Below are 22,531 nucleotides of genomic sequence, written 5' to 3'. Positions count from 1 at the left end.
CCGTGCTCAGATCTGCTGCGGGCCGGGCGGCAGGGCGCCGCGCTGCCAGGTCGGTGCCGGCTGCGCCGGGCGCCCGGGTGCCGGTGCGGGGCCACGGGACTGCAGCAGCGGCTGCATGGCGAACTCGACTTCCCTGCTGACGCGTTCGGCCTCCCGGCGCACCTGGGTGGGGATGTCGCCGCGCTCCGCGATGAGCCGGTCGTAAATGGGGGAATCCTGGAACACCCGTCAACGCGCCTTTCATGTCGTGGCCCTGTGTGCATTTGGGCACGGCTGTCGAGTCTAGGCGCCGACGCACACTGAAGTGCGAATTCTGCCAGAGCGCTTGACGGACGACGTCAGGCACCCGTCGTCGAGCCGGGCCGGACGATCATCAGGACGGTGACGGTTGCCCACAGGAGGTTGAAGATGCCGGTGACCATGGCGAGTTGAACGGTGGCCGTGTGTGCGACGGGCTTCTCGGCGCCCAGTTGCTCGAGGAGTTCCTCCTGGCGGGGAAGGACGAAGGCGATCAGGATGCCGGCGGCTGCGGCGGTCAGCGCGATGGACGTGATGAGCCAACCGCTGCCCAGGACGCCCATGGCCAGGGCGGTGGCCAGGCCGAGGACGGGCACCGACACCCCGACGGCTCCGTAGACGCGGCAGATGCGGTGCAGGAGCCGGACGGTGCCCACCGCCACCGCCCCGTCCGTCGCCGGGACGCGGCGCGCGGCCGGCGGGAACATGCTGGCTGCGACGGTGACGGGGCCGACGGCGACGATGGCGGCCAGGACGTGGAGGGTGAGGAGGATCTTGGTCACCCGCCCCACGCTAGGGATCCCGCGGGTGATCGGACAGGGGCTGAAATGACAGCTTCCAACGGGTTCCCGCCAACAGCCCTGACCACCGTTTCACCGCACTATGCCTGCGTCACCTGGGCTTATATCCGTGGCGGGAATCCGCCTAGGGTGTCACTCATGCACACCGTGGCGATCCTGGTCCTCGACAACGTGGTGCCGTTCGACATGGCGACGCCCTTCCAGATGTTCAGCTGGACAAGGCTGCCGGACGGCCGCCGCCCCTACCGGGTCCGGCTGTGCGCCGAGTCGCCCGAGGTGCCCACGGAGGGCTTCGCCCTGCGGATCGACCGGGGGCTCGACGGGCTGGCGGACGCGGACACGGTCATCGTGCCGGGGTGCGACGATGCCGGGCCGCCCTCCCCTCACGTGGTGGCGGCTCTGCGGCAGGCGGCACAGGCCGGCACGCGGATCGCTTCCGTGTGTGTGGGGGCCTTCGTCCTGGCCGAGGCCGGCCTGCTGGACGGGCTGCGCGCCACCACCCACTGGATGGCCACCGGCGAGCTGGCGCAGCGCTTCCCGGACGTCCACGTGGAGCCGGACGTGCTCTACGTGGACAACGGACAGATCCTCACCTCCGCCGGAGCCGCCGCGGGGCTGGACATGTGCCTGCACATGATCCGCCGGGATCTGGGGTCGGCCGTGGCGGCGCACACCGCACGCATGTCCGTCGTCCCGCTCGAAAGGGAGGGCGGGCAGGCGCAGTTCATCGTGCACGAGCACCCGCCCGTACCGCGGGGCTCGGCGCTCGAACCCCTGCTGGGGTGGATCGAGGACAACCTGGCCGGGGAGATCACCCTGGGGGCGATGGCGGAGCGTTCGGGGATGAGCGAGCGCACCTTCAGCCGCCGGTTCCGTGAGCAGACCGGCACCACTCCGCTGCAGTGGCTGCTGCGGGCGAGGGTGCGGCGGGCCCAGTACCTGCTGGAGAACAGCGACCACCCGGTCGAGCGGATCGCCCGGCAGGCGGGGTTCGGTTCGCCGACGTCGTTCCGTGAGCGCTTCCGCCGGGTGGTCGGCACCACGCCGCACGCCTACCGCTCCGCGTTCCAGGGGAAGGCCGCGGTCGGCGCCCAGTCATAACCGGTGACCCGCCCTGATCAGTCACGGTGGGAAAAATCACCCGAGTCCACACGGGCTGTCAGTAGTTGGACAAGGGGTATCGATCCTCCCCAAGGACGGTGTACTCCCATGAACTGCTCCAGCCGCCTGCTCTGCGTCCTCTACATCGCCACGAGCGCGGGGCTCGCCTGGACCTCGGTCCTCGCCTTCCGGTACGGCCCCGTGTGGGCCGCGTGCCTGTTCACCGCCGCCAGTCTCGTGCCGGTCATCGCCGTCGTACGGGAGACCGTGATCGGCGAACAGCGGCGGTGGCTCCTGGAGATGATCGCGCGGGCCGGGCGCGCCGGCGACGCCGCCGAGGCGATCGTCCGTGCGGAGATCGACTCGGCGTGCTGTGAGCGCTGGTGGACGAGCCTCGGCAGTGAGCACGACGTGACCTGCCGGCACGGGATGCCGCGGAGCAGCAGCGCCGCGTGAGCGCCACGGACGTGGGTCAGCTGCCGAGGGCCCGGTCGGCCTCCTCGCGCAGGAGGGCGACGTAGTCACGGGTCCAGCCCTCGATCGTGGTGCGGTCCCACAGGTCGGCCGAGTACTCCACGAAGCCCTTCAGTTCGTCCCCGGCCGGGACCAGCCCGAAGCTGAGCTCGGTCCGGGAGGCGGCGAGGGCGAGGTCCTCGACGGCCGTGGTCAGCCCGGGCAGTTCGACCTCCGCGTCCAGTGTGCTCTGGTAGGCGAAGCCGACGTCCAGCCGGTCCGGTACGTCGACACCCGTGCGCTCGCGCAACGCGGGGGCGATCCGGCGCACCGGCAGGGCGCGGTCCATGCACTCCATCGCGGTACGGGCGACGCGGTCCGTCAGGGCGGCGAAGGGACCGGCCGCCGCGTCCCGCACGCGCAGCGCGAAGCCGGTGATCGTGCAGGCCAGCAGGGATTCGAACTCCCGGCGCTCGCGGTTGGCGTAGGAGATGTTGAACTCGACGTCCGGCTGCTCGGACTTCTGCGCGAGCATGCGGCCCAGGGCCGCGGCGGTGACCACGAAAGGCGTCGTGCCCCGCTGTCGGGCCAGTCGCTCGACGCCGGCCCGCACCTCGGCCGGCACGGTGAACATCACGGCGCCGCCCCGTCCGCTCGCGTTCTTCGGCCGGGGCCGGTCCAGCGGCAGGTCCACCGTGAAGGGCACTCCTTCGAGCTCACGGAGCCAGAACTTGAGTTTGCGTTCGTCGGCGGCTCCGTCGGGCTGCTCCTGCTGCCAGCGCGCGTATGCCACGGGCCGGCATCGCACGGGCGGCAGGGTGTGGGGTTCGCCGGTGACGGCGCAGCCGTAGAGCGCGGCCAGCTCCTTGAGCAGTAGGCTGACGGACCATCCGTCGCAGGCGGAGTGGTGCAGGACGAGGAGCAGGACCCAGCTGCTCCCGCCGGTGCGCAGCAGGCGGAGCGCCACCGGGCGCCCCGTCAGCGGGGTCGAGCGGTGTCTCGGCGGCCTCGGCACTGGCTTGTTCCAGGGCGGCCTGCCGCTCTCGCGCGGGCAGAGCGGTGAGGTCCTCGACCGGCAGCCGCACCGGACGGGGCCGCAGCACCTGCTGTTCCCAGCCGTCCCCGTTGCGGGCCAGGCGGGTCCGCAGGCCCTCGTGCCGCTCGACGAGCCGGGTCAGGGCGGTGCCCAGGGAGGCCACGTCCAGGTCACCGGAGAGGGTGATCCGCAGGGCGACGTTGAAGACCTGGGGCAGCCGGTGGTCGGCGTGCACCGTGGCGAAGCGGGCCTGCTGCGCGGTGGCGGGCGCCCGGCGCTGCACCGTGCCGGGTCCGTCGTCGGCCTCTGAGGCCGCACGCGCCGTCATCTCCTGTGCCGCCGCGGCCAGTTGGGCCGTCATGGCCCGCAGTGTCGGCTCCTGGTAGAAGCGGAGCATCGGGTACTCGGTGCCGAATTCCTCCCGGGCCTGGTTGACCAGCCGCATCGCGGCTCCTGCGACAAGCCTGCGCCACTCCATCAGGCGGGCCTCCGCCCGCCTCGCCTTCAAGCTCGTCCAGGCCCGCACCGACTGAGGAAGCCGTCGCCGACGGCCCGCTCGACGAGGGCCTTCCCCGCCGGGGCTGACCGCTTGCCGCGGACCTACATGTCCCCGTCGCCCCCGATGCCGATCCAGGTCTTCCCGGCTCGTTCGGCGGCGCCGGTGAACGCCTCCTGGGCCTCGTCGAGCGGGAAGCGGGCCTCGACGACGACTCCGGGGCGTGCGTCGGGGAGTTCGGTGATCGCGGTGGTGAAGTCGCTGGGGTGGTCGTAGATCATCGAACCGCGCAGCACCAGCTGGCGACGGACCACGTCGTCGGTGGTGAGCGGTATTCGGTGAGGGTTGAGGCCGATCAGGACGACCGTGGCGCCGGGGGCGCAGCGGTCCACGGCCGGGCGCAGGGCGGGGGCGTGGCCGGAGGTCTCGAAGACGTACGTGAACCCGGTGCGGCCGTCGTCGGGTGTCGCGCCCAGCCGCCCGGCGCGAGCGAGCCTTTGGGGATGCGGCTCGGTGACCACCGGCCGGATGCCGAGGCGGGACAGGATCAGGCAGACCAGCAGGCCCTGGGCGCCGGCGCCGACGACCAGGCAGCGGTCGGCGGCCGTGACACCGCTGCGGCGTACGGCGGCCCGAGCCACGGTGTACGGCTCGGCGGCGGCGAGGTCGGCGGCGGTGAGGCCGTCCGGGACCGGGTGGGCGAAGCGCGCGGGGAGGGCGACGCGTTCGGCGAGGACGCCGGGGGCGTCGAGGCCGACGATGGCCCGGTGCGGACAGGCCGAGGTCAGTCCGGTGCGGCAGTCCGCACACTTCAGGCAGGCGTAGTTGGGTTCGATGACCACGCTCCGGCCCACCTGGCGGTCCCGTACGTCGCTGCCCACGGCGGCGATCCGGCCGAAGCCCTCGTGGCCCATGACCCACGGGGTCGCGGGCGGCACGCGCTTGCCTTGGAAGACAGCGAGGTCGGTGCCGCACAGGCCCACGCCGTCCATCTCCACGATGACCTCGTGCGGCCCGCAGACGGGCTCCGGCCAGTCGTTGACGGTCACTATCCGGCCCGGCGCCATGAGGACAGCTGCTCTCACCAGATCCCCTTGTGGTCCACTAGACGGAACAACCAAACCGCTCTGCGGTCAGAGTAGGGCGGGTGTGCCGCCCTCAACAAGACGGGGGGTGCCGCCGACCAGCAGGAGTCGGCGGCACCCCCTGGACAGGTGCGGCAAGTCAGGCAGTGGCGCCTTCCGTCGCTCCAGCCCGCTGCCGTACGGCCTCCTGCGTCCCGGCCGCCTCGTCGTCGCCCCGCATGCGCAATGCGACGACGAAGGAGACGGCGCAGCCGAGGGCGATGTAGCCCGCCACCAGCGTCCAGCCCCCGTCCGCCCAGATCACCAGGGAGCTGGCGATGAACGGCGTGAAGCCGCCGCCGACCGCGCTGGCGAGCTGGTAGCCGACTCCGGCGCCGCTGTAGCGGTACTCGGGGCCGAACATGTCGGTGAACAAGGACTGCTGGACGGAGACCGCCATGTCGTGCGCGATGTTCACCAGCAGCACCGCGCAGGCGATGATCAGCAGCATGGAGCCGGACTCCATCGCCCAGAAGTACGGCATCGCGCTCGCGACGCCGACCAGCGCGCCCCAGCAGTACACCCGGCGGCGGCCGAAGCGGTCGGCGAGGTAGGCGAAGGCCGGGATGGTCACGATCGCGAGTCCACCGACCGCCAGGTTGACGTCGAGGAGGCTGTCGCGGTCGAGGCCGAGTTCGTCGGTGCCGTAGGCGAGGGCGAAGGTGGTCACGCCGTAGAAGGTGAACAGTTCGACGAAGCGGAGCCCGATGATGGCGAAGAAGCCCTTGGGGTTGGACTTCACGGCGGCGATCAGCGGCACCCGGGGCTGCGACGCCGCGCCCTTCGCGGCGATCTCCTTGGTGAAGACCTCGGACTCCTCGACCTTGGCCCGGATGATCAGTCCGACGATCACCAGGGCGGCGCTGACCAGGAACGGAACCCGCCAGCCCCAGGAGCGGAAGGCCGCGTCCGAGGTGGTGCCCGACATGACCTTGGTGATGAGCGTGGCGAGCAGCAGACCGACCGAGGCGCCCATCTGGACGCCACTGCTGTACAGGGAGCGCCACTTGGCGGGGGCGCTCTCCACCGCCATCAGCGCGGCACCGCCCCATTCGCCGCCCACCGCGAAGCCCTGCGCGGCACGCAGCACCACCAGCAGCACGGGGGCCCAGATGCCGGCCTGGGCGTAGGTGGGCAGGACGCCTATCAGGGTGCTGGCCGCGCCCATGATGAGCATGGTGAGGACGAGCATCCGCTTGCGCCCCAGCCGGTCGCCGAAGTGGCCGAAGACGATGCCGCCGAGCGGGCGGAAGAGGAAGCCGACGCCGAAGGTGGCCCAGGCGGGCAGAGTGTGCCCACGGCCGGGGAGGCGCCCGGGAAGAACAGGTCCCCGAACAGGAGACCGGCGACGATGCCGTAGAGGAAGAAGTCGTACCAGTCGACGACCGCTCCCATGAAGCTCGCGATCGCCGCCCTCCTCGCGGCGCCGGGGGCTTTGGCCGTGGCCGGGTTCCGGGTACTGCTCATCTCACACACTCCATCGGATGCTGCGGCTGCGGTCTGGGGACGGACGCGCGGCGACGGCGGGGGCTCCTGGGTGTGGAGCGGGACGTCACCGGCAAACCGGGCCATCGCCACAGCGGTACGGGCGGCGACCCTCGAGGGAGGTCCATTGAGTGGACCGTTCGAACCAAGTAGCGGAAACCTACGATGCGGCGTTCCGGCCATCAAGGGTTTCGACAAGAATTCCGAAGCATTACGGTTCCCTTGGTCCACCTGGTGGACTAGCGTCAGGGGGAACGCGAAGAGCAGACGGCGACCAGCAGGGGGAGGCATCCGCGTGGACAGCAGGGCGGACGACAGGGATGCACAGGCCGAGGTGGCCAGAGACAACAGCGGCACGGGCGTGCGCAGTGTGCGGCGGGCGGTGGACATTTTGGGTCTGCTGAGCGAGGACCGCCCCGTGATCACCCTGCGTGAGATCACCGAAGCGACCGGGCTGGCCAAGACGACGGCGCTGCGCATGGTGCAGACCCTGGAGGAGTGCGGACTGCTCTGGTCGCACCCGGTCGGCTACACGGCCGGGCCCGGCCTGTGGCGCTGGGCCTATCTCGCCCGCAGCCAGTGGGAGGTGCCGCGCGAGACCCGCAAGGTCATGCGCGACCTCGCCGACCGGCTGGGCGAGACGGTCAACATCTTCGTCGCCCGGGACGTGAGCCGCGTCTGCGTCGCGCACGAGGAGAGCCCGCACCCGCTGCGCCATGTCGTCGACGTCGGCGACGAACAGCCCCTGTGGGCCGGTGCGTCGTCCAAGATCCTGCTGCGCGACGCCTCCGACACCCTGTTGCGCCGGGTCGCCGCGTCCTCACCCCACGGCGAGGAGCACGCCGGCCACCTACGCGCCCGGGCCCAGGAGGCCGCGCAGCGCGGCTATGCGGTCAGCAGCGGTGAGTGGGACGACGGCCTGACCGCCGTCGCCGTCCCGGTGACCAGCCGCTCGGGCAAGGTCATCGCCTCCCTCTCGCTCAGCGGGCCCAGCCACCGCTTCCCCTACGAGGCGGTCGAACGCTTCGCCACCGACCTCGCCGAAGCGGCCACACTCATCTCCGCCCAGGGCTTCAGCCACCCGCTCAGCCAAGGGGGCTGAACCTGACGCAGCCGGGTCCGAGGCCATCGGCGGCTCAGTTATGGGCGCCCCGGACGCGGTCGATGATCTCGGCGCCGAATCCGGTGCCCGCGCCGGTCACCAGGACGGTACGGCCCTCGAAGCGGCGGGGCAGCGGCGGCGTGTGCTCAGACATGGGAGGCGTCCTTTCCCCAGGGGCGGCGGAAGCGCTGGCGGAGCTCGCCGATCCCCTCGATGCGGCTGACCAGTTCGTCGCCCTCGGTGAGGTAGCGGGGCGGGGTGCGCCGGTTGCCGACTCCGGCCGGGGTTCCGGTGAAGACGAGATCGCCGGGGAGGAGGGGTACCACGGCCGAGAGCCGGGCGATGAGCTCGGGAACGGGGAAGATCATGGACTTGGTGCGGTCGCGCTGGACGACCTCACCGTTGAGCGCTCCGGTGATCTCCAGGTCGTCGGGGTCGTCGAACTCGTCCGGTGTGACAAGGGCGGGGCCGGTCGGCCCGAAGCCGGGGAAGGACTTCCCGAGGCTGAACTGGGCCGGGTTTCCCCGCAGTTGGGAGACCCGCTCCGACAGGTCCTGGCCGACGGTCAGCCCGGCGACCGTCTCCCAGGCGCGGTCGGCGGACACGCGGTGGGCGGGCCGGCCGATCACCGCGACCAGCTCGACCTCCCAGTCGACCTTGCCCGCGGGGAGCTCGACCGTGGTGCGGGGGCCCGTGACGCAGGTCGGGAACTTGGTGAACACCAGCGGCTCCTCGGGCGGGGTGAACCCGGCCTCGGCGGCGTGCGGAGGGTAGTTGAGCGCGACCGCGAAGACCTGCCGGGGCCGGGGAACCGGGGCCTGGAGGGCGGCCGGGTCCACGTCGATGTCGAACGCCTCGTCGGACAGGCCGGCGGCCCAGTCGCGGACCCCTTGCCACTGCTCCAGCAGGGCCATCGGGTCGGTGGGCAGCCGGCCGTGGGAGGCCCAGCGGACGTCCGCGGCCCGGTCGCCGCGGAGCAGGACGGCACGGCCGTCGAGTACGCCGATCCTCACCAGTCCGCCTTCTGCGGTACGGGGGTGCCGTGCCCCTCTTCCCAGCGGTCGCCGCCGAAGCCCGCGACGCTCTGGACGGTCCCGGTGGCGATCGGGGCGCCCGCGCTGTAGCCCTGCGGGGAGTGGTGGGCGACCAGGTGCGGGAGGGAGACCGACATGCGGACGATGCCCTTGTGCAGGGGGTGGGGCCAGTCGACGTTCTTCGACTCGTCCTCGTGCGCACGGAAGTTGCCGGAGGTGTGGAAGAACTTCTTCGGCACGATCGGGGCGCGCAGCCGTATGTCGTCCAGGGCCAGCCGCTCTTCGAGCTCCAGTCTGCCGACGTGCCCGTCGTCGAAGGTGATCAGCTTCATGATGTCCCGCTTTCGGGTTCGAGGTGGTGTGCGGAGACGGTGCGGGGCTGGGGCTCTTCTCCGGCGAAGACACGCAACTGGAGGGCGAGCAGGACGTAGTAGCCGACCAGGGTGGTGAGTTCGAACAGGCCTCGCTCCCCCCATGCCGCCACGGTCTCGGAGTACTCCTGGTCGCTCAGCGCACCGGTCCGGGTCAGCGCGTCGGCCGCCCGCAGGGCTGCCCGCTCGGCTGGATCCAGGAGGTCCGGCAGTGCGCCGGCGCGCAGCGCGTCCAGCTCGGGTCCGGTGAGGCCGCAGGCGCGGCCCAAGGCCTCATGGGCCTGCCGTTCGAAGGCGCTTCCCCACGCGGCGGCGACCACCAGGACGGCCAGACCGACCGGCGGGCTCAGCAGCATGGCGTTGAACGGGCCGCGCAGTCGGCCCTCCTCGTCGGTCAGGGCGAACACCTGCGGCCCGGTCGCGCGCGGACCGCAGGTGATGGCGCGGTATACCTCGCTCTGCTGCTCGTCGAGTTCGCCGGGCGGCAGTCCGGCAAGGCGTGCGGTCATCCGCACTCCCTTCAAGGGGTCGAGAGGACTTCAGACGAGCGTTCGGCCGCCGTCCACCTAGAACACCTGCCCGGTGACGAACGCGGCACGGCCGGATGCGAGTAACAGCACAGCGCCGCCCCCGCCTCCGGCATCCAAGACCCGCATGCTCCCCATGGGCGATCTCAATCGGACGAGGGCTGGTAGAACCTGACCGCTGGCCCATAGCCAGCACACCCGGCGCCGGAGCCGCAACCGCTGCCACTGCCACTGCCACTGCCGGGGCCACTGCCGGGGCTGAGCAGGCATTCGCCGCCCCGGCCGTCGAGGACGCCGCGTCCGAAAGGACCGTGTCCGGTCCCGGCCACCGGCTGCGCGCCTCGATCTCCGCCACCGCCTCCTTCGTGCTGGGCGGCGCCGCGGATCGGCCGGCTGGCGCCCTCCCTTCTGGGCCTCCGCCGCGAGCCTGCTCCCCTCCCCCCGCCATGGCCGCCTCCAGCGTCGCGACCGTGATCGGCGCCGCGGCCTTCGCCAAGCTGGGCACCGGTCGCGGGGTTACGTCCAGCACCGGCAAGTACCGTAAGCCGAGAAGGCGTTGCGCCACTTCGGCGGTCGCAAGAGGCCCCTGTACGACGGAGTCCGCGGCCTCTACGACCCCTCTCGGTCGTTCGTCCTGTACTGCAGGGAGGTGACCATATTCCCGGTCACGTGAGACGGACCAGCAGGACACCGGGGGCGCGGGGCAGCGACACCCGCAGTCCTTCCCCGTCCCAGACCGCCGAGCCGGTCGACGCGGAGGACGGGTGCAGGATCTCCGCACCGGCCTCTCTGCCCGCCAAGTGGCGTATGGGAAGGCACAGTTCCGCATCCCCGCCGCGGCGCCAGACCGTGATGTATGACGTACGGCCGTCGGGCGACCGCATCCCCAGGGCCAGCCACTCGTCCGTCCACCCGGGCAGACCCAGCGGCCAGAACGGCACGGCCCGCGCGAGGTCGCGGCGGATCGACTTGTACGTGCTCACCGCGTCCCGGACGAGGGCGAGTTGGCGCTGCGACATCCGGTCCAGATGGCCCGACAGGTGGATCCGCCCGAGCAGTGCCCCGCCCAGCGTGAAGGCGATCAGGTCGTCGTCGAACCCGGGCTGCGGGTAGGCCCAGACGGCGCCCTGTTCGGGCGGCACGGCCGTCGGTGCGGCGGCGGCGATCGGTGGGTAACGCAGCGGGTCCTGCTGGTCGCTGGTGGACTGGAGTTGACTGACGGCCAGCGTGGCTCCGTCCATCCGCATCCCGCCCGAGGCGCAGTTCTCGATCACCAGGTGCGGGTGCCGATCCAGTACCTCGGAGAGCCAGTCCAGGTAGGCGTGGGCGTGGCCGAGCAGTCCGGCTCCGGGTGCAAGGTCCCCCGGGCCAAGGGTTCCGGGATCGATCACGATGTTGTAGTCCAGCTTGAGGTAGCCCACGCCCCAGTCGCCCACGATCCGGTCCACCGTCTTGTCGAGGTGGGCGCGGGCGGCCGGATGGCGCAGGTCGAGCTGGTGACGGCCCTGCTCGGTGAGGCGTACGCCGTCGCGCTGGAAGAAGGCGTCCGGCGGCAGCGCGGCGGCGACCGGGCTGCGCACGCCGACGACCTCCGGCTCCAGCCACAGCCCGGGCACCATGCCGCGCTCCCGGATCCGGTCCAGGACCGCCCGGATTCCGCCTTCGGGGAAGCGGCGCGTCGAGGGCAGCCACTCGCCGACGTGGTCCCACCAGCCGCCGTCCGCCGAGTCGTCGTACCAGCCGGCGTCCACGCAGAAGTACTCCGCGCCCGCCTGCGCCGCCGCGTCGATCAGGGGGAGCAGCTTCTCGGTGGTCGGGTCGCCCATGAGCGTGTTCATGTAGTCGTTGAAGACGACCGGGAGGGCGGTGTGGTCCGGGTGCGGGCGGCGTACGGCGCGGCGGTACGAGGTCAGCGCGCCCATGGCCTCGTCGAACCCGGACCCGAGGGCCAGTACCCCCGGTACGGTGGTGGACTCCTCACCCGGGGCGAGCCGGACCCGGCACTGATGCTCGGCATCCGTGGGGCCGTTCAGCGCCAGATACGTGCCGTGCGCGCTCTCGCCCAGGTCCCAGCGCCAGCCGGCCGGGGACTCGATCTGCCACAGCCAGGTCCGGCCGCTCCCCCGGTCCGTCAGCGCCCCCATCGGCAGGTGTCCGTCGGTGGGCCAGCTGCCGCGCCCGGCGAGGACGAGGGCGGCCCGGCTGTCGTGCTGATGGGCGTCGACGTTGATGTCGGCGACGCAGTCGCGCAGCGGTTCGGCGTACCAACGGCACTCCGCGAGCCAGTCGTTGCGGGCCCGGTGCACATCGAGGGCGTCCGGTGAGGGCAGTCCGCCGATCAGCAGGCTGCTGACGGACTGGACGACGACAGGCTCCGGGCCGTCGTTGCGCAGTCGCACGCGGGAGCGGAGCACCGGCAGCCCACCGGGAGACGTCAGCTCGACGAACGCCGTCAACCCGGTGGCCGGGTCGTGGAGTTCGACGGTCAGCCACTCCCCGTCGCCCCGGCTGCCGGTGCGGTGGTCCCGGTACTTCAGGCGCGTTCCGAACGCCGTGCCGGTGAAGCGCGGGCCCGACCAGGCGCTGCCGTGCCCGAGGGCGGTCAGCTCGACGAGCGGGAGGGCGCAGTCCGGGTCGGCGACGCGTACCTCCCCCGGACGGCCCAGTCCGACGAGCCGCGGTGTCCCGTCCGCACCGACGGCGAACCCGGCCCGTAGTGCCGAATGACCCCAGCTGAACTCGCCATGCGGCTGGTGGGAACCCTCCTGCGCCACGTCCGCCGTACCGGTCAAGGTGTCTTCCCCTCCCGACCGCGCCTGCCCGTACCGCGGCAGGAGGCGGTCGCGTCAGCCGTGTGAATCCCTCGTTACGGTCTCTTGACGCTCCCTGATGTGACCGGTCACAATCCTGGCATGAATGTGACCGGTCACACAAGCCGCCCGGCGAGCATCAGGGATGTCGCGACCGCCGCCGGCGTCTCGTACCAGACCGTCTCCCGGGTGATCAACGGCCATCCCAGCGTCAAGCCGACCACCCGGGACCGGGTGCTCGCCGCCATCGACGAACTGGGCTTCCGGCGCAACGCCACCGCGCTCGCCCTGGCCAGCGGACGCAGCAGGGCCGTGACCGTACTCACCGCGAACACCACCCACTACGGCTACGCCTCCATCCTCCAGGGCATCGAGGAGTCCGCCCGGGCGGCGTCCTACGCGGTCGGGATCGGCGTACTGGAATCGGCGGACGAGGCCGCCGTCGCCGCCGAGGTGCAGCGCGCGGCGGACGCGGGCGGCGGACTGATCGTGATCGCCTACGACCCCGCCGGTGTGCGGGCCCTGAGCGCGGTCCCCGCCGAACTCCCGGTCGTCGGAGTGGTCGAGACCCCGGCGAGCCCGCCCGGCGGCGACCGCCCCTGGGTGTGGACCGACGACCACGAGGCCGCGTACGAGGCGACCCGCCACCTGCTGTCCCTGGGCCACGAGACGGTGCACTACGTCGCCATCCCGTCCAGCACCCGGCGCACCAGCGCCCGTACCGGCGGCTGGCGGCAGGCGCTGAAGGAGGCGGGAGCCCCCGAACCCCGCCCCGTACAGGGCAGTTGGGGCCCGGCGGAAGGCCACGCGGCCGGCTTGAAGCTGGCGTCGGACCCGGCCGTCACCGCCATCCTGTGCGGCAACGACGACCTCGCGCTCGGGGTGCTGCGCGCCCTGCACGAGGCCGGCCGCTCCGTCCCCGGCGACGTCAGCGTGGCCGGGTTCGACGACGCCCCGCACTCCGCCTATCTCACCCCGTCGCTGACGACCGTACGCCTGGACTTCACCGGCCTGGGAAGGGCCGCGTTCGCCCTGCTGCACGGGGTGCTGGAGGAGGACGCGCGGATCGCCCCGCATCCCGTCTCCGTACCGGAGCTGGTGGTCCGGGAGAGCTCGGGGCCGCCGTCCGCCACCGCCTGAACGCCACACGATCGCTGACCTGGCCACACGATCCCTGAACGCTCCGCACGATCCGCACGAGCACCGCTGTTCTGATTCCTGCTTCCTGAACCATCCGTTCGCGAAAGGCACGTGATGAAGACAAGAGCTCTCCCCGCCCTGGCGCTGATATGCGCCCTCGGCCTCGCCGCCACCGCGTGCAGCGACCCGACGGCCGGCTCTTCCGGCGACTCCGGCGCGGACGGGAAGCAGGCCGCCGTCGATCCGACCGCCCGCCTGGACGGCGTGAAGCTGACGATGTGGACGGCGCAGAACACGGTCAACGCGCCCCAGCAGGTCATCGACGCCTTCGAGAAGGCCACCGGCGCGACGGTGGAGACCCAGGCGATCCCGGACCTGTACGAGCAGAACGTGCCGACGAAGCTCGCCTCCGGCGACCGCCCGGACCTGATGTTCTGGCAACCGTCCATCTCCACGCTGCCGTTCATCCAGCCCCAGCAGAACCTCCTCACCCTCGACGGGGAGCCGTGGGAGGCCAGGCTCGGCGACACCGAGAAGTCGCTCGGCATGATCGACGGCAAGCGGTACGCGGCGATCGTCACCAGCCCCGCCATGCTCGGCGTCTACTACAACAAGGACGTCTTCAAGCAGGCCGGGCTGAGCGGGAAGGACTTCCCCACGTCCTACGACGAGCTGCTGGCGCTCGGCCACAAGGTGGTCGACAAGTCGGACGCCGCAGCCTTCTACGAGGCCGGCGGCGACAAGTGGCCCCTGCAGTGGCAGATGCAGGTCCAGCTCACCGACCTCGACCAGCAGTGGTGGGACGGGCTCAACAAGAACCAGGAGAAGTGGACCGACCCGGTCGTCGTCGGCGCCATCAAGAAGTACAAGGAGAAGCTGCTCGACGCCGGGCTCGCCCAGAAGAACTACCGCACCGGCACCTTCACCGGGCAGGCCGACGCGCTGTGGAAGGGCGAGGCCGGCATGGTCCTCAACGTCACCTCCTTCCAGAGCCAGTTGCAGGCCAAGTACTCCACCGCCGAGATCGACAAGAAGATCGGCTGGTTCCCGATCGCCGACTCGGCGGCCACCGGCATGGACTCGCCCGACCAGACCAACGGTGTGGTCGCCTTCAAGACCGGTGACGAGAAGCGGCAGAACGCGGCCCGCCAGTTCCTCGCCTTCTGGCTCGGCCCGGACTACGCCGACTACATCAAGGCGATGAAGATCCCGTCCGTGCAACCGTCCGTGCCCACTCCCGACAGGCTGCCGCAGACGTCCAAGGCCCAGGTCGCGGCCCTGCCCACCGCCATCGGTGTCTTCCAGGCCAAGGCGATCGTCGCCCCGGACACGCACCTCTACCTCGCCGACATGATCTTCGACAAGAAGAACCCGCAACAGGTCGCCCAGGCGATCCAGGACCAGTTCGCGCAGGTAGCCAAGGCCCAGGGCGCGCCCGGGTTCTGACGATGGCTCACACAGTCGTACGTAGCGATCCGGCGCCCGTGACGGGCGCGCCGAAGAAGGTGGGACGGTTGCCGCGGGCGGCCGTGCACCACCCCTGGTGGTTCGCGCTCCCCGCGGTCGTCGTCTTCACGGGCTTCTTCCTGGTGCCCAACCTGCTGAACTTCTACTACCCGTTCACCAACTGGTCCTCGTACCACGCGGACATCGCCTTCGCGGGCCTGGACAACTTCAAGGCCATCGCCGACGACGGCTCGCTGCTCCGCGCGATCCGCACGACCCTGCTGTACGCGCTGCTGGCGGCCTTGTTCCAGAACGGCTTCGGGCTCGGGCTCGCGCTCCTCCTGGAGGCCGACAGCCGCTTCAACCGGTTCTTCCGCGCGGTGTTCTTCCTGCCGGTGCTCATCTCGGCGCTCGCCACCGGTTACGTCTTCCAGGCCCTGCTGGACCAGGACGGAGCCGTCAACTCCGTGCTCGGGACGGACATTCCCTGGCTGGGCTCGACGACCTGGACCCTGGTCGTCGTCACCCTCATCCACGGCTGGAAGTGGATGGGCCTGTCCATGCTGATCTACCTGGCCGGGCTCAAGGGCATTCCGGGCGACATGCTCGAAGCGGCGCGGATGGACGGCGCCGGACCCTGGCGGACCTTCTGGTCGGTGCGCCTGCCGATGCTCGCGCCGGCCGTCACCTTCAACGTCACCACGGCGCTAATCGGTTCGATGAACACCTTCGACATCGTGCAGGCCACGACCGGCGGCGGGCCCGCGGCCGCCACGGAGGTCTTCAACATCTACATGTTCCGGATCTTCGGACAGGGCCTGTACGCCCAGGCCTCCGCGATGAGCCTCGTCCTCTTCCTGGTCGTGGTTGCGGTGGCGATTCCGCTGGTCGTCGGGTTGCGGCGAAGGGAGCAGCTGCTGTGAAGGCGTCCGTCGCATGGCGCTACGGCCGCCCCGCCCTCGTCCTGCTGCTCGCCGGTCTCGCCGTCGGCGTACCGCTGTGGCTGGTCGCCGTCACCTCCGCCAAGCCGCAGGCGGAGGCCATCACGCCCAACCTCGACCCGCCACGGCACTGGCAGCCCGCCGGCAACTACGCCGACGCCGTCAGCCAGGGCGAGATGCTGCGCGGCTTCTTCAACTCCCTGCTGGTCGTGGTGCCCTCGGTAGCCCTCGTCCTGCTCCTCGGGGCGGGCGCCGCCTGGGTCTTCGCGCGCCGCAAGTCCAAGCTGGTGTCGACGGCGTACGCGCTCTGCATCAGCGGCCTGCTGCTGCCGCCCGCGGTCATCACCATCGTGATGGAGCTGCGGCAGCTGGGCCTGGCGAACACCCGGCCCGGCATGATCGCCGTCTACACCGGCATGTACCTGTCGACGTCGATCTTCTTCATGACCGGCTTCATCCGTGCCATTCCCTTGGAGCTGGAGGAGGCGGCCCGGATGGACGGGGCGACGCCGTCGCGGATCTTCTGGCGGATCGTCCTGCCGCTGCTGCGCCCGGTGATCGCCACCGCGACGATCATGGTGATGCTCTACGCCTGGAGCGACGTCTTCTACGCCTTCTTCGTCCTCGGCGGCGGCGAGCGGGCCACCCTCCCGCTGAACCTCTACCAGGTCGCCTCCGCCCAGCTCTACCTCAACAACTGGCATCTCGTCTTCGCGTACGTCGTGGTGATGAGCCTGCCCATGGTCGCCGTGTTCCTCGTCGGCCAGCGAAAGATCGTGTCCGGAATCACCAGTGGAGCCGTCAAGTGACCGGAGGTCCAACAGCGTGATCACCTCCGCCCGCACACGAACCCGTACCCGTACCAGATTCCGTACCAGATTCCGTACGGGATTCCGTGCCAGAACCGCCTTGATATCAGCCGCACTTGGAGCAGCCACCATGGCAGCCACTCTCCCCGCCGCGGACCCCGCGGCCGCTGCCGACCCGCAGCGCCTCACCGTCGACCTGTCCGTCTCGCAGGGGCCGGTGATGCTCGGCGCCAACGGCGCGCTGTACGGGCTCAGCGACGACGGGGTGCCCAGCGACGCCGCGCTGGAGCCCCTGAAGGTCACCAGCATCTCGCAGAAGCCGCAGGGCGGTGCCCAGCATCCCAACGGCGACGCGCTCACCGTCGCGAAGTCGTTCTTCCGCAACGGCGGCGGCGAGATCAACGTGATGATGCAGGACATCTACGCCAAGTGGCCGTACGAGGATCTCGGCATCGACGACTACCTCCCCAAGGTCGACAAGATCGCCAAGGAGGTGGCGGCGGACCCGAACAGCGAGCGGTTCGTCTACATCCCGTTCAACGAGCCCGACCAGATCTGGTACAAGCTCGGCGTCGCCGACCAGGCCCAGTACGAGGCCAACCGGGACCGGTTCTTCAAGGACTGGAAGACGGTGTACCAGCGCATCCGGGCGATCGACCCGGACGCGAGGATCGCGGGCCCGAACGAAGCCGCCTACCACTCCCGTCTGCTGAAGGACTTCCTCGCCTTCGCCCAGCGGGAGAACGTCCTTCCGCAGGTGATGACCTGGCACGAGCTGGGCTCCGGCTCGCTGCGCGACTTCCAGGCGCACTACGACAACTACCGTTCCCTGGAACGGGAGTTGGGCATCTCACCACTGAAGATCAACATCGACGAGTACGCCAACCGTCGCGACCTGTCCGTCCCGGGGCAACTCGTGCAGTGGGTCTCGATGTTCGAGCGGAACAAGGTGTACGCCAACGCGGCCTACTGGGACGCCGCCGGCAACCTCAGCGGCCATGTGGTGCGGTCGAACATCCCCAACGGCGGCTGGTGGTTCTTCCGCTGGTACGCCGGGATGACCGGTGACACCGTCAAGGTGACCCCGCCGCGGCCCGACACCATCGACACCCTTCAGGGCCTGGCCTCGCTGGACACCTCCCGCCGCCAGGCCCAGGTCCTGCTCGGCGGCTCCGCCGGCGACTCCGACGTCGTGGTGCGGGGCGTCGACCGCTCCCTCTTCGGCCGTACGGTCACCGCTACCGTCGCCGAGGCCGCCTGGTCCGGCTACGAAGGGCAGCACGCCACGCCTCGCGTCCTCACCCGTACGAAGGTGCGGGTCGCCGACGACGGTTCGGTGACGGTACCGCTGCGCGGCATGCACAAGATGTCCGCCTACCGGATCGTCCTCACCCCCGGCGGTACGGGCGTCCCCTCCCCCGCCGCCGTCCCCTGGTCGGCGTCGTACGAGGCCGAGGCCGCCGCCGTCACCGACGGCAAGGTCTACACCCAGGGCACGGTCGAGAACGCCAACGGCTACGCCGCCTCCGGCACCAAGGACGTCGGCTCCCTCAACCAGGCCACCAGCAAGGTGGACTTCACGGTCACGGTGCCCCGCGAAGGGACCTACGACCTGGCGATTTTGTACGGCAACCAGTCCGGCACCCCCGCCACGCAGAAGGTGTCCGTGGATGGCGGAACCCCGCTCACGGTGACCTACCCCTCCACGGAGAACTGGACCTACCGCGCCAAGAAGGACGTCACTCTACGGCTGTCCCAAGGCACCCATGTCATTACGCTGGCGAAGGGCGACGCCGAGGTCACCCTCGACCGCGTAGACCTGACCGCCCGCACGGGCGCGGCCTCCGCGTCGTACGAGGCCACGCTGGCGGACATCAGCGGGAAGCCGTCGTACGACTACGCGTCGTCGGCCGGGGTGGGCACCGGCTCTCTCGTCCTGCGCCCGGGGGACAAGGCGGTGTTCGACGTCTACGCCCCGCGTGACGGCTACTACACGGTGGTACCTCGGGCCTCGGCGCCGGTGCGGCTGGCGCTGCACGGCGAGACGGTGACGGCGGCGCCCGGACGCGCCCTGCGGCTCTGTCTGGTGGCGGGCAACAACCGCGTCGCGGTGACGGCGGGGCAGGCCTCCGTCCGCTCCCTCGACGTCTCGGGCGACGGATCGACGTCCGGCACGCTCTCCTACGAGGCGGCTTCCGCCACCCTCGCGGGCGGGGCGGAACTCGTCGACTCGGCGTACGCCTCCGCCGGTTCCTACATCGGCAAGCTCGGCAACAGCCCCTCCAGCACCGCCGAGTTCACGGTGCGGGCGCCCAGCTCCGGCCGCTATCTGCTGGTCGTCCACTACGCGCACAACGACCGGCGCGACAACGGCCACGCCTACAACACGGACATCATGTCCCGTACGGCGGACATCACCGTGGGGAACGCGGCGCCGGTGAAGGTGACCTTCAAGAACACCTGGAGCTCGGACGACTACTGGACGCTGGGCGTCCCCGTCGACCTGCAGAAGGGCTCCAACAAGGTGACGTTCGGCAACGCGACGGCGTGGGCACCCGACATCGACCGCATCGAACTGGGCCGAGTCGTCGACCGCCCGTAGTCCGGCCGCTCCACCCGCTCCCCCGACCTCGTACCGGCTCGGTACGAGGTCGGGTGCGAGGTGGGAGGCGTCACGCGACCTGTCCGCTGTGCAGTGCGGTGTACGCCCCGTTCCGGCGCAGGAGTTCCTCGTGCGTGCCGATCTCCTGGATCCGGCCGTCCCCCATCACCACGATCCGGTCGGCGCCCCGCACGGTGGACAGCCGGTGCGCCACCACGAACGTGGTGCGGCCGTGCAGGAGGCGGGCGAGGGCCTCCTGGACGAGCGCCTCCGACCGGGTGTCCAGGGCCGAGGTCGCCTCGTCGAGGACCAGCACCCTGGGGTCGCGGATCAGGGCCCGGGCGATGGCCAGCCGCTGCCGCTGTCCGCCGGACAGGCGCGCCCCGCGCTCACCGACCAGCGTGTCGAGGCCCTGTGGCAGCTGGTCCACGAACTCCAGCGCGTTGGCGTCGCGCAGCGCCGCGCGCACCGTCTCCTCGTCGGCGTCGTCCATGCCGTAGGCGACGTTCTCGCGGATCGTGCCGTCGAAGAGGATCGACTCCTGCGGCACGACCGAGAGGAAGCGGCGGTACGTGCGCAGGTCGAGGGTGTTCATGTCAGTGCCGTCGAGCGACAGCCGGCCGGAGGTGGGGCGGATGAAGCCGATGACGAGGCTCAGCAAGGTGGACTTGCCCGCCCCGGACGCGCCGACGAGGGCGATGGTCTCCCCCGGTGCGACGGAGAGGCTGAAGTCCCGTACGGCGGGGCGGGCGCCGTCCTCGTAGGCGTACCCGACCCTGTCGAAGGTCACGGCGCCGCGCAGGGCGGTGAGTTCGGCCTTGCCCTCGTTGTCCTCCAGTTCGGGGGCCTGGAGCACCTCACCGACGGAGCGGACGGACTCCAGGCCCTTGGTGATGACCGGGGCCAGCCCTGCCAACGTTGTCGTGGAGTTGGTGAGGGTGGTCAGGAAGGCGCTCAGCATGACGACGTCACCGGCCGTCACGCCCCAGACGCCGTAGTACGAGACCAACGCCGCGCCGGTGAGGACCAGCACGCCGACGACGTTCAGCACGACCCAGGCGAGCGAGCCGAAGCGGCCGTTGACGAGGTCGAGGCGCATGCCGGAGGCCAGCAGCCGGTGCAGGGTGCCGTCCATGCGGCGCAGCGCCTTGCCCTCCAGGCCGTGGGCGCGGGTGACCGGGATGAGACGGGTCATCTCCGTCACCCGGGACGACAGGGTCTCCACCTCGTGGCGGAAGTGCTCGTTGTGGGTGCGCAGGCGAGCCCGAAGACGGGCGACGACGAGTGCGGCGGCCGGTACGACGACGAGGAAGACGGGCACGAACTCCGGCGTACGGATCGCGATGATGACGAGGCCGCCGATCAGCACCGTGCCGGCTCCGAGCCCCGTTTCCGCGGTCTGCTGCACCATCTGCTCGACGGTCTCCACGTCGCGCACGACCTTGGCCTGCAGCACACCGGCGCTGACCCGCGAGTGGTAGCCGATGGAGAGCTGCTGCATGCGGGTGCACAGCGCGGAGCGCAAGCTGGTGCCCATCCGGCGCACGCTGCCGTACAGCAGGCGTACGTACAGCACGTGCAGGGGGTAGTTGACCAGGAGGATGAGCATGATGACGCCGGTGCTCAGCCAGAGCCGGCTGATCTGCTGGTGCTGGACGACGGTGTCGATGATGGACGCGGTGATCAGCGGCAGCAGCCAGACCGGGCTGTGCTTGACCGTGAAGACGCCGACCGCCGCCGCGAGGCGGTGGCGGTCGGCGCGGAACAGATACGCGAGGGTGCGTACGGGGTGTTCGCCGCGGTAGCGGTGGTCGAGCGGTCTCTCGTGTGACGACGCCATCGGCGTTGTCCTTCCCAGGGTTCCGGATGCATAGCGAGCGCTTTCCTATCCCATGTGGGAAGGGATACACCCCCGGTCGGGCACGGATTCCCGGGAGAAAGTTTCAGCGGACTCCCGGACGGATCAGACGGCGTCCAGCTCCGCGATCTCCTCGGCCGTGAGCACGAGGTCGGTAGCGGCGAGCGAGTCCAGGATCGTCTCCGGCCGGCTCGCGCCCGGGATCGGGACGACGACCGGTGACTTGGCGAGCATCCAGGCCAGGCACACGCGCTGCGGGCTCACCGCGTGCGCCTCGGCGACCCGGGCGAACGGGGCGTAGGCGGAGCCCAGTTCGCGCGCTCGGGAGATGCCGCCGAGGGGGCTCCAGGGCAGGAAGGCGATGCCGAGTTCGTCGCACAGGCGCAGCTCCGGCTCGCTGGAGCGGAACGCCGGGGAGAACTGGTTCTGCACGGAGACCAGCCTGCCGCCCAGGATGTCGTTCGCCTGCTTGATCTGGTCCGGGTTCGCGTTGGAGATTCCGGCCATGCGGATCTTGCCCTCGTCGAGCAACTCGCGTACGGCGCCGACGGACTCGGCGTACGGCACCCTCGGGTCGGGGCGGTGGAACTGGTAGAGCCCGATGGCCTCGACGCCGAGCCGGCGCAGGGAGTCCTCGCAGGCTTCCTTGAGGTGCCGGGGGCTGCCGTCAAGCGTCCAACTCCCGTCGCCGGGGCGCAGATGGCCGCCCTTCGTGGCGACCAGGACGTCCTTGCCCAGGTCGTGGGAGGAGAGGGCCTTGGCGATCAGGGTCTCGTTGTGGCCGACCTCGTCGGCGTCCCGGTGGTAGGCGTCCGCGGTGTCGATCACGGTCACACCGGCGTCGAGCGCGGCATGGATCGTGGCGAGCGAACGTGCCTCGTCCGGGCGTCCTTCGATGGACATGGGCATCGCACCCAGTCCGATCGCGCTGACCTCGACGTCACCGATGCGGCGCATGTGCATGGGGTCGTGACCTCTTTCGGCTGTCGCGCGGGAAACGTTGTCGTCCGGCGGACGGGCCGCGGATCACGGCCGTACCGGACCGACTCCAGCGTGGCCGTCCGGACGCGAGAGGTCCAATAGAAGAAAGAGAACGCATTCAGCGACGGCGCCACTGAATCCGTGGTGCCGACTTGGGCCGTCCGTCCGCCTGTCGGAGGTGGGAGGTGATCGCCGAGGCCACCAGCGTGCTCGCGCCCGGCGACCGCAGCCGCTGCGATGGGTACCAAAGCCCCTGTTCTCCGCTTGGCCGGATCCGCGCAAGAACCCGGCGCCCGGGGCGACACGGCTGGATCCGGCTTGTGCGGCTCGCCCGGATCGTCGGCCGGCTCCCCTCGCCCGAGCCGTACGCGTGAGCCTCGGCGCCGACCCTGCGCTC

The 22,531-nt window shown here is 70.8% G+C and carries 19 protein-coding genes and 1 pseudogene; 8 read left to right on the top strand and 12 right to left on the bottom strand.

Annotation, left to right across the window (positions count from 1 at the left end; translation table 11 throughout):
- Nucleotides 1–6: 6 nt before the first annotated feature.
- Both AB5J49_RS45900 and AB5J49_RS45895 read right to left on the bottom strand, forming a co-directional pair.
- Nucleotides 7–225 (bottom strand): hypothetical protein, encoded by a 219-nt coding sequence (locus tag AB5J49_RS45900; RefSeq protein WP_369174797.1) that lies wholly within the window; start codon nucleotides 223–225, stop codon nucleotides 7–9.
- A 113-nt stretch (nucleotides 226–338) separates the two neighbouring features.
- The gene (locus tag AB5J49_RS45895) at nucleotides 339–800 is read right to left on the bottom strand and encodes a DUF2269 family protein (RefSeq protein ID WP_369174796.1); all 462 of its coding nucleotides are present in this window, start codon (nucleotides 798–800) and stop codon (nucleotides 339–341) included.
- 147 nt (nucleotides 801–947) lie between these two features.
- On the opposite strand from AB5J49_RS45895, the gene AB5J49_RS45890 reads away from it, so the two are divergent.
- Both AB5J49_RS45890 and AB5J49_RS45885 read left to right on the top strand, forming a co-directional pair.
- Nucleotides 948–1,919 (top strand): GlxA family transcriptional regulator, encoded by a 972-nt coding sequence (locus AB5J49_RS45890; protein WP_369174795.1) that lies wholly within the window; start codon nucleotides 948–950, stop codon nucleotides 1,917–1,919.
- Between the two features lie 108 nt (nucleotides 1,920–2,027).
- A complete protein-coding gene (locus AB5J49_RS45885; RefSeq protein WP_369174794.1) occupies nucleotides 2,028–2,375 on the top strand; it encodes a hypothetical protein in 348 nt (115 codons plus the stop codon).
- A gap of 16 nt (nucleotides 2,376–2,391) precedes the next feature.
- Here the strand turns inward: AB5J49_RS45885 and AB5J49_RS45880 are convergent, their stop codons facing one another.
- The 4 genes and pseudogenes from AB5J49_RS45880 to AB5J49_RS45865 all read right to left on the bottom strand — a co-directional run bounded on the left by AB5J49_RS45880 (nucleotide 2,392) and on the right by AB5J49_RS45865 (nucleotide 6,262).
- Complete coding sequence (locus tag AB5J49_RS45880) at nucleotides 2,392–3,339, bottom strand: condensation domain-containing protein (RefSeq protein WP_369174793.1); 948 nt, start codon at nucleotides 3,337–3,339, stop codon at nucleotides 2,392–2,394.
- Nucleotides 3,340–3,412: 73 nt separating this feature from the next.
- Nucleotides 3,413–3,736: pseudogene (locus AB5J49_RS45875) on the bottom strand (condensation domain-containing protein); the annotation flags it as partial.
- A gap of 272 nt (nucleotides 3,737–4,008) precedes the next feature.
- Nucleotides 4,009–4,989, bottom strand: a complete 981-nt coding sequence (locus AB5J49_RS45870) for a zinc-binding dehydrogenase (protein ID WP_369174792.1) — start codon at nucleotides 4,987–4,989, stop codon at nucleotides 4,009–4,011.
- 139 nt (nucleotides 4,990–5,128) lie between these two features.
- Nucleotides 5,129–6,262: an MFS transporter gene (locus AB5J49_RS45865; protein ID WP_369175479.1), complete on the bottom strand. Its 1,134-nt coding sequence runs from the start codon at nucleotides 6,260–6,262 to the stop codon at nucleotides 5,129–5,131.
- A 585-nt stretch (nucleotides 6,263–6,847) separates the two neighbouring features.
- Between AB5J49_RS45865 and AB5J49_RS45860 the strand changes: the two genes are divergently transcribed.
- The gene (locus AB5J49_RS45860) at nucleotides 6,848–7,615 is read left to right on the top strand and encodes an IclR family transcriptional regulator (protein ID WP_369175478.1); all 768 of its coding nucleotides are present in this window, start codon (nucleotides 6,848–6,850) and stop codon (nucleotides 7,613–7,615) included.
- A 146-nt stretch (nucleotides 7,616–7,761) separates the two neighbouring features.
- Here AB5J49_RS45860 and AB5J49_RS45855 read toward each other — a convergent pair whose 3' ends face one another.
- The 4 genes from AB5J49_RS45855 to AB5J49_RS45840 all read right to left on the bottom strand — a co-directional run bounded on the left by AB5J49_RS45855 (nucleotide 7,762) and on the right by AB5J49_RS45840 (nucleotide 12,339).
- The gene (locus tag AB5J49_RS45855; RefSeq protein WP_369174791.1) at nucleotides 7,762–8,628 is read right to left on the bottom strand and encodes a fumarylacetoacetate hydrolase family protein; all 867 of its coding nucleotides are present in this window, start codon (nucleotides 8,626–8,628) and stop codon (nucleotides 7,762–7,764) included.
- A complete protein-coding gene (locus tag AB5J49_RS45850) occupies nucleotides 8,625–8,981 on the bottom strand; it encodes a hypothetical protein (protein ID WP_369174790.1) in 357 nt (118 codons plus the stop codon). Before AB5J49_RS45850 ends, AB5J49_RS45855 begins: the two co-directional genes overlap by 4 nt.
- Nucleotides 8,978–9,529 (bottom strand): carboxymuconolactone decarboxylase family protein, encoded by a 552-nt coding sequence (locus AB5J49_RS45845; RefSeq protein WP_369174789.1) that lies wholly within the window; start codon nucleotides 9,527–9,529, stop codon nucleotides 8,978–8,980. Before AB5J49_RS45845 ends, AB5J49_RS45850 begins: the two co-directional genes overlap by 4 nt.
- Before the next feature lie 683 nt (nucleotides 9,530–10,212).
- A complete protein-coding gene (locus tag AB5J49_RS45840; RefSeq protein WP_369174788.1) occupies nucleotides 10,213–12,339 on the bottom strand; it encodes an alpha-galactosidase in 2,127 nt (708 codons plus the stop codon).
- A 120-nt stretch (nucleotides 12,340–12,459) separates the two neighbouring features.
- Between AB5J49_RS45840 and AB5J49_RS45835 the strand changes: the two genes are divergently transcribed.
- From AB5J49_RS45835 to AB5J49_RS45815, 5 genes are all read left to right on the top strand, one after another.
- The gene (locus tag AB5J49_RS45835; RefSeq protein ID WP_369174787.1) at nucleotides 12,460–13,497 is read left to right on the top strand and encodes a LacI family DNA-binding transcriptional regulator; all 1,038 of its coding nucleotides are present in this window, start codon (nucleotides 12,460–12,462) and stop codon (nucleotides 13,495–13,497) included.
- A 114-nt stretch (nucleotides 13,498–13,611) separates the two neighbouring features.
- Nucleotides 13,612–14,943, top strand: coding sequence for an ABC transporter substrate-binding protein (locus tag AB5J49_RS45830; RefSeq protein ID WP_369174786.1), 1,332 nt, complete (start codon nucleotides 13,612–13,614; stop codon nucleotides 14,941–14,943).
- Nucleotides 14,944–14,945: 2 nt separating this feature from the next.
- Nucleotides 14,946–15,866 (top strand): carbohydrate ABC transporter permease, encoded by a 921-nt coding sequence (locus tag AB5J49_RS45825; protein ID WP_369174785.1) that lies wholly within the window; start codon nucleotides 14,946–14,948, stop codon nucleotides 15,864–15,866.
- Nucleotides 15,863–16,693, top strand: a complete 831-nt coding sequence (locus tag AB5J49_RS45820; protein ID WP_369174784.1) for a carbohydrate ABC transporter permease — start codon at nucleotides 15,863–15,865, stop codon at nucleotides 16,691–16,693. Before AB5J49_RS45825 ends, AB5J49_RS45820 begins: the two co-directional genes overlap by 4 nt.
- A gap of 130 nt (nucleotides 16,694–16,823) precedes the next feature.
- Entirely contained in the window at nucleotides 16,824–19,295 is a 2,472-nt protein-coding gene (locus AB5J49_RS45815; RefSeq protein WP_369174783.1) for a CBM35 domain-containing protein, read from the top strand.
- 70 nt (nucleotides 19,296–19,365) lie between these two features.
- On the opposite strand, the gene AB5J49_RS45810 is transcribed toward AB5J49_RS45815, so the two are convergent.
- On the bottom strand, nucleotides 19,366–21,135 hold the full coding sequence (locus tag AB5J49_RS45810; protein WP_369174782.1) for an ABC transporter ATP-binding protein: 1,770 nt from the start codon (nucleotides 21,133–21,135) through the stop codon (nucleotides 19,366–19,368).
- A gap of 123 nt (nucleotides 21,136–21,258) precedes the next feature.
- Entirely contained in the window at nucleotides 21,259–22,116 is an 858-nt protein-coding gene (locus AB5J49_RS45805; RefSeq protein ID WP_369174781.1) for an aldo/keto reductase, read from the bottom strand.
- Nucleotides 22,117–22,531: the final 415 nt, after the last annotated feature.

Source organism: Streptomyces sp. R28 (assembly GCF_041052385.1).
Taxonomy (GTDB): Bacteria; Actinomycetota; Actinomycetes; order Streptomycetales; family Streptomycetaceae; genus Streptomyces.
Note: the sequence above shows the minus strand (reverse complement) of the source record. Positions and strands in the feature narration are given on the sequence as shown.